Consider the following 11765-nt stretch of genomic DNA (forward strand, 5'->3'; position numbering starts at 1 on the left):
GCCCGGACTCGAGCAACTGGTCCGATTGTTGGACCAGTTGGTCCAGCGCGCCGCCGGACCCGGTCCTCACGAAGTCATCCGCCCAAACGCAGAGGGGCCCGCGTCCACCGCGAGCCCCTTGGTGTGTCACTTCAGGTGTCCGGACTCAGGAGCCCGCGGGCCGGGCCTGGGCGAGCGCCGCCTCCACCTGCTCGTCCGTCAGCTCCAGCTTCTCCTCCGAGCCACTCCACACGAAGGGAATGCCCGGCTGGCGGTAGAGCGTCGCGGGGATGTCCTGCGCCATCTTCGCGTGCAGCTCCGGCAGCTTCGACCAGTGCAGCGCCTGCTTCGCATGGTGCGCGGCGTGGTAGCCGAGGTTGCCCGTCATCAGGTTGTAGCCCCGATGAAGGATGTTGTACGAGGCCTCGGCGTGCTCCTTCGTCTCCAGCCCCACGTGGTGGAAGTACGTGGCCCACACCGTGAGGTAGAGCGACAGGCACATGGGCAGCAGGAAGACGAAGAGCGCGTTGTACCAGTTGTGCCAGAACAGTCCGCCGAGCAGCGCCACCTGCAGCGCGCCCATGGCCAGGAAGACGCGCAGCGCCTTGGGGTATCTGCGCCCCACCTGGAAGGCCCTCGGGTAGGCCGTCAGCGCCGTCTTGAGTGAGTACTCCACCTCACCCATGGTGGAGCCGTCGTCGCGCTTCCAGCGGGACTCGTCCTTCTCCTGGTCCAGGTAGTTCACGTGGTGGCCCACCACGTGGTGCAGGAACCACCCGTGCGACGTGATGCCCGTCTGGAAGCCGAACACGATCTCCAGCAGCCGGTTGAGGGGCGCGTGGCGGAACATCGTGACGTGCTGGTGGTGGTGGTTCCACGCGCTGATCCACCCCTTCGGAATGGCCATCACCGCGAGCCACAGCACGGGCAGCCACCAACTGCTCGCCGTGAAGTACACGGTCAGGTCCAGCGCGAACACACACAGGAACAGCAGGACGGGAATGCGGTCTTCAGGATGTCGGAACAGGGTCATGCGCTTTGAGAAGGGGGGCCGAGGCCAAGGGTCCTCCAGTATACAGAACAGACCGCCTTCCCGGGATGGTCACCCGGAGACCGGGCGCTCCAGTTCCTCGAAAAGGGCGAAGACGCCGGCGGAAACACCCCGGTCATCCAGCTGCTGTTCCACCTCGAGCCCGTAACGCCGCGCGAGGTACTCCGTGTACGCACAGGCGAAGAACTCGTCCTCGTTCTGCTTCTGGTACTCGGAACCCACGTAACCGGCGCGCTCGGCCCGCCGGAGCAACCTCTGCACACGGAAGCGGAGCGTGTCGGGCCCCGCGATGAGGACGAGGTGCGCGAACTCGTGGGCGAGCACCCACCCGTTCGCCCCGGGCGACAGGCTCAACAGCCCCTCCACCTTCGCCATCGCCAGGTTCCCGAGAGTCACTCCGTGGAGCGCCTCGAATGTCCGATGATCGCCCTCTCCCGCGCGCTCCTCCCGCAGAGGAGCGAACTCGGGCACGTCCGAGACGCGCACGTCCAGGGGGAGGATCCGAAGGCGGTAGCCCCTCGCGGCCAGGCTCGGGAGGAACTGGCGCAAGGGGAGCACCGAGGCATGCACGACGCGCTGCTCCCGCCCGGTCAGCACCGTCCAGTCCGGGAACACGCGCTCGAGCCCCTCCAGCGGGCCCACGTCGGGCAGACGCTTCAAGCCCCCGAGGACGTCCTGCTCGTCGAGCTCGAGCGCCATGCCCTTGCCGAGGAGGGGCGCGAAGTCGCCCGGAGACAACTCGTGCGCCCGCTCGAAGTGCTTCCGGGCGTCGCTGAAGCGGCCCTCGCGGAGAGCCACCCCGCCTCGCTGGACGAGACCCACGGTATCCGCGGCGTCCTCGCGCAGCCGTTCGTCCGCCAGTACCCGCATCCGATCGAGCGGGAGTAGCGAGAGGCTGGGGGCTCGGCACGGCGCCCCCACCATCTGGTGCGCCGCGAGCAGCAGGAAGTTCACGCCCGCGCGCGCATCCAGCTTGCGCCGGCGCGCCGCGTCCACGACCAGCGCCTCCTGGCCATGCAGGGAGGCGAGCACCTCGGAGTGAAGTGCCTCCAGTTCCACGTACGCGTCATCGCGCACGGCCTGTCCATAGGGATCGGCGCGAATCATCTGCTCGTACAGCTCCATCGCCCGCTCCAGCGAGGGAAGCGCCTCCTCCAGACGCTCCTGGGCGAAACGGGCCTTGCCGAGCAGACACAGGAGCCGGGGCTCCGGAGACTCCTCCCAGCCCGCCAGGAGTTGCTCCGCCTCGGAGGCGCGCTCCAGCTCGATGAGTTGATTGGCCAGCTCGGCCAGCACGTCCACGCGGCGGGGGTGCCGGACCTGGAGCGCTCGCAGCCGCTCGACGGACGAGCGCACCCGGCCAGCCTTGGCCTCCTGCCGGGCCAACAGCCACATGACGTCATCATCCTGGGGAGCGCGCGCCAGCGCCTGCTGGAGCAGCTCGCACGCGAGTTCCAGCTCGTCCTCGTCGCAGTCCTGGGCCAGGCCGACCAGGGCGCTGGCCCGGAGTTGCCCGCCCACGCTGGAGACGAGCGCGAGCGCGTTCTTCCGCTCCCCGGCGATCAACAGCCGGCGCACCTCACGCGAGAGCCGCCACGAGCGAAACGCGTCACCCAGTCCCATGCGCGCTCCAATGCCCGAATCGGCCCACGCCCTCAAGTCCGGACCTATGGACGGGACGCTCAACGATGGCCGATTGCCGGACGTTGACCGATTCTGGCCCACTGGGCATGTTCGGCGGCAATGCTGGAACGAATCGAAATCGAGAACCTTGGCTCCATCCAGAAGACGGGCGTGTCACTCAGCCCGCTGACGGTGCTCCTCGGGTCCAACGCTTCCGGCAAGACGACCGTGATGCGCGGCATCGAGCTGTTCGCGATGCTGCGGAACCAGCCCATGCAGGAGGTGAAATACGCGGGCTACTCACTGACGGGCTCCCAGTGGCCCCAAATCATCAACGGGGGAGATGCGGCGAAGTTCCTCATCCTGCGTGGATTCGTCCAGCCCGATTCCACTCAACCCGATTACGAAATGACGCTCGGCATTGATTGGGAGCAGGTACGCAGCAACATCGTTGCGCAGCCGGGTTCAGAGCAAAAGGCCGAGCCGCAGATCCTGAAGGAACAACTGAGGGATCAGAATGGACGTTCGCTCGGCACAGACATGGGAATTCAAGCGCTCAGGATCCACGATCGGCCCATCAGTCTGTCGCAGCCACGCCACTTTTCCATCACATGGATGCTCTCTCAGCTCGGAAGGCTTCCTCCGTTCCGCGAGGAGACGGAGGGCCTTGTCCAACACCTGGAATCCTTCGGAACCGCGCGCTACTTTCGGCCGAACAGCACGGCGATGCTCCATCCCACCGCTGACAACGAGGTATGGCCAGACGGTTCGGGGTTCGTGGCTTCGTTGGCCACCCTCCAGAATCGGGAAAGTGAGCGCTTCGAGGCCATCTCGCAGAGATTGAGCGAACTCTTCCCGCACATCCAGCGCATCCGCTTCGACACCGGTGACAAAGGCAAGATCCAGCACCTGGTCTTTTCAACCCGACGCTCGAAGCAACTGATTCCGGCTCAAATGGAAGCGGATGGTGTCCTGACAACCCTGTTCCTGCTCTGGGCTGGGGCAACGACGCCTCCGCACGGCACGCTCCTCATCGATGAACCAGAAGCAGCGCTCCATCCACATCTGATGGGTAAGCGAGTCGAATTCCTGCGCTCGCTCGCGAACGGTGAGTTCACCGGCCATCCGCTTCGAGTGGTCGTCGCAACCCAATCCGTCGACTTCGTGCGCTGGGTGGAGCCATCGGAGATCCGCGTCGTCGAATACAGCAGTGTGACAGGGACGCAGGTCCACGCCCTCGAGGAGAACGAAACGCTGCGCACTCTCGTCGACAAGTTCCAGGCGAACGCGGGAGACCTCTGGTACTCGGGAGCCCTCGGAGGCGTTCCGGGGCTGGATGCATGAAGACTCCGCTCCGCGTCACCGTGCTCGGCGAGGGCAAGGACGAGCGTGGCAAGAACCGTACGCAGCCCCCCTTCACCCCGGTTCCCCATGAGCAGCAGGGAGCGATGGAAATCCTCGTGCGGCGGGCCCTCTATCCCCTGATGAATGGCGGCCAGCCCTGGGACCGGCGATTCATCAAGCAGAGCGACGGGATACGCATCCTCCAACCTCCAGCGCTCCCGTTCTCGCGGCAGCCTGCGATGGTCGAGATCCTCGCAGACTCGAACAAGCTCGGAGTGCTCGTCTCAGCCGCATTGAAGCCGGCGCGCGGAGGCCCGGCTCCAGTCGACCTGCTCGTGGCCACGCATGACGCAGATACGGGGGCTTCCGCCGTCATCAGGGCCGTGCTCGTGGTCAACACGAGCCTCGGCACGCACGTGCCCCTGCTGCAACCCGCGCCAGAAATCCAATCCTGGCTTACGCGCAAGCGGGCCATCGAGCTGGCCTACGGCCGCGAGCACTGTTCCGTACCCGAACCGGATGAGGACGCGCTGAGGAGAGATGCCAAGGCCGAGCTCCAGCGACTGCTCCACTCCTTCGGGGGCAGCATCAACGCGAAGATGCAGGCGAGTCTCGCCGAATGCATCTCCGCCGAGGATCTCGATCGCTACGATTGGACCGGCTGGAAACAGGCCTCCGAGGATCTGAAAGTGGCGCTGTCGGCGCTCGCCCTCAAGTCCATGGAGCCGTGACGCGGCTCGCGCCTACCGGTCCAGCACCATCGTCCGGATGAAGCCCTTCGGGTGCCTCGCGTACGAGCGCAGGTGCATGGCCACGTCCACCATCCACGGCACCCAGTCCCCCGTGTCGATGACCGCGTCCACCGCCCGCTCCCGGTTGCGCGCGTACCACTCGCGCCAGTGCTTCACCTCGTCCGAGCTCAGCCGCCCCGACAACCCTTGCGCCCTCAGCAACAGCTCGAAGATACCCCGGTGGCAGTAGATGTACTGGCCTCCGCCCTGCCACCCCAGTGCATCCTTCGCCACCTCGCCCAGCCGATCCTCGTGCCCACACGCCGCCTCGTACACGAACAGCGGCAGCGGGCTCCCCCGCGCGATGTCGAACCCCATCTGGCTGTAGAAGCGCGGATTGAAGTCGATCAACAGCTGCTTCCCACCCGCCCGGATGAACTCCACCTCGAACGTGCCGTGGTAGCCCAGCTTCTTGCACAGCGCCCGCACCTTCTCCGCGAGCTCCCGCTCCACCGGCACCTCTTCGAAGCACAGCCCGATGCCCAGCTTGCGCGGACGCTGCAACACCTTCAACGCCCCGCGCGCCACGAACAGCTCGCCCGTCCGGTCCACGAAGCCGCTCAGGCTGAAGATGTTCTGCGCCGCCTCCGTGTAGAAGGCCTGCACCATCGGCCGGTTCGCCTCGCTGTCGTAGTCCAGCAGCTTCCGCCCGTACCGGTTGCGCTCCAGGAACTCGCGGTAGCGCGGCAACAGCTCGCTCGCGCGCTCCACCTGCGAGCCCTTCACGTGGCTCTCGAACAGAATCTGCGTCTGCGGCTTGAGCAGCACCGGGAAGCGCGCCTCGGCCGCCACCTTCTCCAGGTCCGCCTCGCCCTCCGGGAACCAGGTGTCCGGCACGTCCAGCCCCACGTCCTTGCACAGGTCGTGCAGCCGCTGCTTGTTCAGCAGCCCGTAGATGACGTCCACCCCCGGCTGGTACATCCGGAAGTGCCTGCCCAGCTCCTCGCGGTGCAGCGCGAACAGCCACGCCATGTCATCGCTCGTCGGGTAGAGCACGTGCCCCGGCTCGGCCTCGCCGAAGCGCAGCAGCCACTCCAGGAAGGCGTCCGAGTCCCCCACGTCCGGGCACTCCACCCGCCTCGTCACGTAGCGGCTCCAGCGCGCCGGCGCCAGCAGCTTGGACTCGGCCACGGTGACCGGAATCCCCAGCCGGCCGAGGCTGCGCACCGCGGCCAACGTGCCGTAGTAGTCGGCCATCGTCAGCAGGATGGGAGGGCGGGACTGCGTCGTCATGGTGTCGGGTTCCTCGTGTCTCTCAGCCCAGGTTGACCGGCGTGCTCACCACCGGCTGCGCCGCCTCGGCCACCGGCTTCTTCGAGCGCCAGTCGAAGCGATCCTTCAGCTTCAGGAACGGCTTCTCGAAGTAGCGGTAGCTCAGCGTCGCGAAGACGATGCTCAGCGCCAGCGTCAGCACGTAGTACAGCGGCAGGTTGTGCGGCACCACCCGGCGCACGATGTTCAGCGAAATCATGTGCATCAGGTAGATGCCGTAGGTGATGGAGCCCACGTAGCGCAGCCACTTGTGGTCGATGAGCGGCGCCAGCACGTGCTGCGGCCGGATGCACATGGCCACCACCATCAGCGTCAGCAGCAGCGAGGACAGCCACAGCGGCGTGTTGTAGTTGTAGATGGCGAAGAACACCAACACCACCATCACCGGCACGCTCCACACCTGCCCCAGCACCTTCCACGTCCACGCGAAGGGCTTCTCGAAGTGCACCAGGTACGCCGACAGGCAGCCCATGCACACCGAGATGGAGATGCTCGCGAGAATCCGCACCCACAGGTGCTTCATGTCCAGGTAGCCCGTCTTCGTCGCCCAGCCCATGAAGATGCCCACCACCAGCATCCCCGACATGAACACCACCGGGCCCCACGTGCTCTTGAAGTAGCGCACCACGAAGGGCCACAGCAGGTAGAACTGCTCCTCGGTGGCCATGGACCACGCGAAGTAGAAGATGATGCGGCCCTCTTCCAGGTTGATGAACCAGTTCGACGTGTACGTGAGGTAGTACTTCACGTTGTCGAAGAAGGCCCCGCGCACCGCCATGTCCGTCTCGAAGAGCGACACGAGCACGATGTAGAGCGCCGTCACCGCGTAGTAGAGCGGGAAGATGCGCAGCGAGCGCCGCGCGTAGAAGCCCTTGAGCGAGATGGTCCCCGTCTGGGCCCGCTCACGCAGCAGCAGCGTGGTAATCAGGAAGCCGCTGATGGCGAAGAAGAGCGAGACGCTCAGGTAGAAGCGCCCCACCAGGCCCTCTCGGGCCTCCAGCACGTGGTAGAGCACCACGGCGAAGATGGCGAGGGCTCGCAGCCCGTCCAGGGCTCCGAAGGTCTTGGTGCGAAGGAAGGACTGATGGGCGGTCTGGGCGGAGTCCATGGTGCGCCTTCAGCAACGCAGAATTCCCAGCCCTCTACAAGGGGCGCGCAGGACGCGCTCCCGCCGTACCGCTAGCGCACCGCTCGCCCGCTCGGCGGCTCTCCCGTTTCACCGGAGCGGCGCACCTTGGCCACGTGCGCGAAGTAGACGGGGATGCCCACCACGTAGCGGGTGAAGAGCCGCTTGGGCTCCACCGCCAGCCGGAACAGCCACTCCATCCCCACCTTGCGCATCACCACCGGCGCCCGCGGCACCTTCCCGCCGATGTAGTCCAGGATGGCGCCCCCATTCACGATGAGCACCGGGTGCGTGAGCGCCTCGCGCAGCTTCACCGACACCTCCTCCTGCTTGGGCATGCCCATCGCCATGAGGATGAGCTCCGGCTTCGTCTCCGCCGCCAGCCGCAGGTACGTCTCCGGTGGATCGAACCCCTCCTGGCTCGCCACCACGTTCAGCCCCCACTCCTCGAGCGTGCGCCGCGCGTTGTCCAGCCACGGCGAGCGCGTCCCGAAGAGCGCCACCCGCCGTCCCGTGTACGCCCGGGCAATCTTCGGGATGAAGTCCGTGCCATTCATGTTGAGCCCAAAGGGCCGCTGGAAGGCCTTCAGCCCCAGCTTCACCCCGATGCCGTCGCGCAGCACCATGTCCGAGCGCATCAGCCCTTCCAGCATCCCTGGTTGATTCCACCCCAGGTTCACCGCGTGCGCGTTGAGGAAGGAGAGGATGAAGGGACGCGTGGGACGGGCGAGCTCGTCGAGCAACGCCTGCTCGGCCGCCTCGTCGTCGATGATGCGGATGCGGTTCATCAGCGCCATGAAGTTGCGCGCGCGCTCGGACTTCGTGGGCTCCTGGCTCGGCATGCTTCCTCCTGAGGACGCGGGAGGATAGTGGACCGGGCGGGCGACCGGAACGGTTTGACGCGGGGTGTGGCGCCGGCCCGCGCCGGGTACCGGCCGACCTCACCGAGTGTCCGCCGTCAACAGGGGTACGCACATGCTCCGCCATGTGGTGAACGGGTGGGAGAGACTTTCGGACAGTGGATGACGGAGTCGCCGTGGCCCGTGTCTAGCTTTTGGAGTCCACGACGCAGCGCACATTGCGCGGAGGACGGCGCCCTATGCAGGAGCTCAACTTCCTTCCGGCCCACCGGCTCGCGGCGCTGATACGCGCCCGGGAGGTATCGGCCCGGGAGTTGCTGGAAGCCCACCTGGCGCAGATAGCCCGGCACAACGGCCGCCTCAACGCGATCGTCACCCTGGACGAGGAGCGTGCCCGCGAGCGCGCCCGCCAGGCCGACGAGGCCACCGCCCGCGGCGAGTCCTGGGGCCCCCTGCACGGGGTGCCCCTCACCATCAAGGACTCCTTCATGACGGCCGGGGTGCGCACCACCAGCAGCTACAAGCGGCTGCGCAACCACATCCCCTCGCACGACGCCACCGTGGTGGCCCGGCTCAAGGCCGCCGGCGGCATCCTCCTGGGCAAGACGAACCTGCCCACCCTCACGCTGGATTTACAGACGAGCGGGCACCTCTTCGGCCGGGCCAGCAACCCCTGGGACGAGTCGCGCACCCCCGGCGGCAGCACCGGCGGCGGCGCGGTGGCCGTGGCCACGGGCATGTCCCCCTTCGAGGTGGGGAGTGACCTGGGCGGCTCCATCCGCGTGCCCTCGCACTACTGCGGCGTCTTCGGCTTCAAGCCCACCGAGCACCGCGTCCCCATCTCCGGCCACATCCCCCCGCTGCCCGGCCGCCCCCGCGGCGTCCGTTACGAGGGCGCCGCCGGGCCCCTCGCCCGCTCCGTGGAGGATTTGCGGCTCGGGCTCAAGCTGCTCGCCGGCCCGGATGACGAGGACTTCGACGTGCCTCCGCTGCCCGTCCGCGAGGTGCCCCCGCGCGAGCCGCGCCACTACCGCATCGCCTGGACGGAGGACTTCGGCGGCCTGCCCGTCACCCGCGAGACCCGCGCCGCCCTGGAGAAGCTCGCGCGCACCCTCGAGGGGCTCGGCTGCCGCGTGGAGCACGCCGCCCCCAAAGGCATCAACTTCGACGAGCTGTGGGAGGTGTGGGGCCGCGTGCTCGGCGCCGAGATTGGCTCGGAAATGCCCTTCCTGTTCCGCTTCGCCATCAGCGTGCGCTTCAACGCCATGCGCGGCGAGGCCACCTTGAATCGCGGTGTCGTGCGCGGCATGCAGATTGAGATGCCCGAGTACATCGAGGCGCTCGCCATCCGCGACCGCATCACCGGGCAGGTGGAGTCCTTCCTCTCCGACTGGGACGCCTGGCTGTGCCCCGTCTCGGTGGGACAGGCGTTCACGCACCGGCCCAGTGGCGAGTGGATCGAAGTGGATGAGCAGCGGGTGCCCTATATGTCCGGCACCGCCGGCTTCACCTCCGTGTTCAACCTCACCGGCCACCCCGTGGTGGTGCTGCCGCTGACCGAGCTGGTGGACTCGCCCCTCCCCCTGGGCATCCAGGTGGTCGGCCGCCGGTGGCTCGATGAGGAATTGCTCGCCCTCTCCGAGTCGCTCGCCCACATCACGGGCGCCTTCCGCAAGCCTCCCGGGTTCTGAGCCGCGCGCGTTGACGGGCAGGGGACGACCCTCACCCTGGCCCTCTCCCAGAGGGAGAGGGGACATACACGGGTTCAATCCACGTGCGCGTCCGGGTCTCCCTCTCCCAGCGCCTCGAGCACCAGCTCCGCCGCCTTCTCCAATGCGTGCCCCGGCGCCAGATCCTTCGCCACGTACAGCACCGAGTGCACCTTCTCCGCCAGCTCCCTCGTCCCCACCGTCTCCCCCTTCACCGCCTCCTCGCAGAGGTGCAGCGCCAGGTCCACCAGCAGCAGCCTCCTCCGGTCCACCCAGCCCTGTGACAGCTTCGGGCTCGAGCCCTCCGGCGCCGCCTGGTGCACCCGCTCGTGCACCTCCTTGAGCGCGCTCAGGATGGACTCGCGGTGCTCCTGCTTCAGCCGGCTCTCGCGCGGCGCCCGGCGATCCTCCGGGTCCAATTCGTTGCTCATGGTGCTCTCTTTTCGGGACTCGGGTGGGAACCCTCGGCTCCCGGCACCCTCACCCCGTCCCTCTCCCGGCGGGCGAGGGGATTTTGGGCTCAGTGGAGGCTTGGGTTCTACCGGTTCACGGCGCTGAGGACTTGGGGGCCGCGGCCGGTGCCTTCGGAGCCTCAGCCGGCGGGGCCTCGGGCCTCGGCAACACCCCCGGCACCTCCGCCAGCACGTAGCTCACCCACGCCACCGCCGCCGTCGCCTGCGCCAGATCCTTCGGGTCCACCTTGTCCAGCGTGTCCGCCTCCGAGTGGTGCACGTCGAAGTACCGGCTGCTGTCCACCCTCACCCCCACGAACGGCACTCGCGCCGGAATCAGCGGCGAGATGTCCGCCCCTCCCGCTTCCCCCGGCAGGATGCTCCCCGCCCCCAGCGCCTCCAGCGGCTTCAGCCACGGGCCCACCAGCTCCGCCCCTCCAGGGCCCGCCCTCAGCACCACCCCCAGCGGCTTGTAGCCTCCCGCGTCCATCTCCAGCGCCGCCACGTGGTTGCCCAGCTCCCCCGCATGCGCCTCCGCGTACGCACGGCCTCCCCTCAGCCCGTTCTCCTCGTTCGCGAACAGCACCACCCGCACCGTGCGCCTCGGCGCCGGATTCAGCTTTCCGATCAGCCGCGCCGTCTCCATCACCATCACCACCCCCGCCCCGTCATCGTGCGCCCCCGTCCCCACGTCCCACGAGTCCAGGTGCGCGCCCAGCAACACCACCTCCCGCGGCTTCTCCCGGCCCGGCACCTCCGCCACCACGTTGAAGGAGTCCACGTCCGGCAGCGTCCGGCAGCCCAGCTTCAGCTCCACCTTCACCGGCCCTCCCGCCAGCAGCCGGTGCAGCAGCTCCGCGTCCTCCACCGACACCGCCGCCGCCGGAATCTGGGGCACGCCCTCCTCGTAACGCATCGCCCCCGTGTGCGGCGAGCGCAGTGACGCCGTGGCCAACGAGCGCACCAGCATCCCCACCGCCCCCGCCTTCGCCGCCACCGACGCGCCCCGCGTCCGCAGCGCCGCCGCCTTGCCGTAGTCCGCCGCCACGCTCATCGAGTGGTTGAAGAGCACCACCTTCCCCTTCACCTTCTCCCCCAGCGCCGCCACCTCCTCCAGCGAGCGCACCTCGATGACCTCCGCCGTCAGCCCCTTGGCCGGCGTGCCCACGCTCCCGCCCAGCGCCATCAGCGCCAGCGGGTGCGCACGGTAGCGCTCCGAAGCCAGCACCCGCCCGCTCTCCTCCCCTCGCACCCAGCGCGGCACCTTCACCGGCTCCAACCACACCTTCACCCCGTCCGCCTCGAAGCTCCGCTTCGCCCACTGCACCGCGGCCTTCTCGCCCTCCGAGCCCGCCAGCCGCGGGCCGATGCCATCGGTGAGCTCCGCCAGCCGCGCGTACGCACGGCCCTCGGTGAGCGCCGCGCCGATGAGCCGCTCGGCCACCTGCAACGAGGGGCCCGTCACGGCCTCGGGGGCCGGGGCCCGCGGCGCGGTGGTGAGCAGGGACAGGAGCGCGGCGGAGAGCGGGAGGACCGAGGGCACGGGGTGACTCCGGAG

10 protein-coding genes are annotated in these 11765 nt (G+C 68.1%); 3 read left to right on the plus strand and 7 right to left on the minus strand.

Annotated features, from left to right (window positions below):
• Positions 1-145: 145 nt before the first annotated feature.
• Together ACN28I_RS29120 and ACN28I_RS29125 are read right to left on the minus strand one after the other, a co-directional pair.
• Complete coding sequence (locus ACN28I_RS29120) at positions 146-1012, minus strand: fatty acid desaturase family protein (RefSeq protein ID WP_420945189.1); 867 nt, start codon at positions 1010-1012, stop codon at positions 146-148.
• A 69-nt stretch (positions 1013-1081) separates the two neighbouring features.
• Positions 1082-2653, minus strand: coding sequence for a tetratricopeptide repeat protein (locus tag ACN28I_RS29125; protein ID WP_420945190.1), 1572 nt, complete (start codon positions 2651-2653; stop codon positions 1082-1084).
• Between the two features lie 120 nt (positions 2654-2773).
• Between ACN28I_RS29125 and ACN28I_RS29130 the strand changes: the two genes are divergently transcribed.
• Together ACN28I_RS29130 and ACN28I_RS29135 are read left to right on the plus strand one after the other, a co-directional pair.
• Entirely contained in the window at positions 2774-3997 is a 1224-nt protein-coding gene (locus tag ACN28I_RS29130) for an AAA family ATPase (protein WP_420945191.1), read from the plus strand.
• On the plus strand, positions 3994-4728 hold the full coding sequence (locus ACN28I_RS29135) for a hypothetical protein (RefSeq protein ID WP_420945192.1): 735 nt from the start codon (positions 3994-3996) through the stop codon (positions 4726-4728). The genes ACN28I_RS29130 and ACN28I_RS29135 overlap by 4 nt, the downstream gene beginning before the upstream one ends.
• 12 nt (positions 4729-4740) lie before the next feature.
• Here ACN28I_RS29135 and ACN28I_RS29140 read toward each other — a convergent pair whose 3' ends face one another.
• The 3 genes from ACN28I_RS29140 to ACN28I_RS29150 form a co-directional block, all read right to left on the minus strand.
• On the minus strand, positions 4741-6021 hold the full coding sequence (locus ACN28I_RS29140) for a carbamoyl-phosphate synthase (RefSeq protein WP_420945193.1): 1281 nt from the start codon (positions 6019-6021) through the stop codon (positions 4741-4743).
• 22 nt (positions 6022-6043) lie between these two features.
• Positions 6044-7168: an acyltransferase family protein gene (locus tag ACN28I_RS29145; protein WP_420945194.1), complete on the minus strand. Its 1125-nt coding sequence runs from the start codon at positions 7166-7168 to the stop codon at positions 6044-6046.
• Positions 7169-7239: 71 nt separating this feature from the next.
• The gene (locus ACN28I_RS29150; protein WP_420945195.1) at positions 7240-8028 is read right to left on the minus strand and encodes a WecB/TagA/CpsF family glycosyltransferase; all 789 of its coding nucleotides are present in this window, start codon (positions 8026-8028) and stop codon (positions 7240-7242) included.
• Between the two features lie 257 nt (positions 8029-8285).
• Between ACN28I_RS29150 and ACN28I_RS29155 the strand changes: the two genes are divergently transcribed.
• Positions 8286-9737, plus strand: a complete 1452-nt coding sequence (locus ACN28I_RS29155) for an amidase (protein ID WP_420945196.1) — start codon at positions 8286-8288, stop codon at positions 9735-9737.
• 74 nt (positions 9738-9811) lie between these two features.
• Here the strand turns inward: ACN28I_RS29155 and ACN28I_RS29160 are convergent, their stop codons facing one another.
• Both ACN28I_RS29160 and ACN28I_RS29165 read right to left on the minus strand, forming a co-directional pair.
• Positions 9812-10186 carry a hypothetical protein gene (locus tag ACN28I_RS29160; protein WP_420945197.1) on the minus strand — a complete coding sequence of 125 codons (375 nt, stop codon included), beginning with the start codon at positions 10184-10186 and terminating at the stop codon, positions 9812-9814.
• A 115-nt stretch (positions 10187-10301) separates the two neighbouring features.
• Positions 10302-11750: a M20/M25/M40 family metallo-hydrolase gene (locus ACN28I_RS29165; protein ID WP_420945198.1), complete on the minus strand. Its 1449-nt coding sequence runs from the start codon at positions 11748-11750 to the stop codon at positions 10302-10304.
• Positions 11751-11765 lie beyond the last annotated feature (15 nt).

Origin of the sequence: Archangium gephyra, assembly GCF_049060025.1 — a bacterium.
Classification (GTDB): Bacteria; Myxococcota; Myxococcia; order Myxococcales; family Myxococcaceae; genus Archangium; species Archangium gephyra_A.

Bases quoted from the DNA above. Each gene is read 5' to 3' on its own strand.
- ACN28I_RS29160 (WP_420945197.1), bottom strand. From the start codon at position 10,186: ATGAGCAACGAATTGGACCCGGAGGATCGCCGGGCGCCGCGCGAGAGC.
- ACN28I_RS29145 (WP_420945194.1), bottom strand. From the start codon at position 7,168: ATGGACTCCGCCCAGACCGCCCATCAGTCCTTCCTTCGCACCAAGACC.
- ACN28I_RS29155 (WP_420945196.1), top strand. From the start codon at position 8,286: ATGCAGGAGCTCAACTTCCTTCCGGCCCACCGGCTCGCGGCGCTGATA.
- ACN28I_RS29120 (WP_420945189.1), bottom strand. From the start codon at position 1,012: ATGACCCTGTTCCGACATCCTGAAGACCGCATTCCCGTCCTGCTGTTC.
- ACN28I_RS29125 (WP_420945190.1), bottom strand. From the start codon at position 2,653: ATGGGACTGGGTGACGCGTTTCGCTCGTGGCGGCTCTCGCGTGAGGTG.
- ACN28I_RS29150 (WP_420945195.1), bottom strand. From the start codon at position 8,028: ATGCCGAGCCAGGAGCCCACGAAGTCCGAGCGCGCGCGCAACTTCATG.
- ACN28I_RS29130 (WP_420945191.1), top strand. From the start codon at position 2,774: ATGCTGGAACGAATCGAAATCGAGAACCTTGGCTCCATCCAGAAGACG.
- ACN28I_RS29140 (WP_420945193.1), bottom strand. From the start codon at position 6,021: ATGACGACGCAGTCCCGCCCTCCCATCCTGCTGACGATGGCCGACTAC.
- ACN28I_RS29135 (WP_420945192.1), top strand. From the start codon at position 3,994: ATGAAGACTCCGCTCCGCGTCACCGTGCTCGGCGAGGGCAAGGACGAG.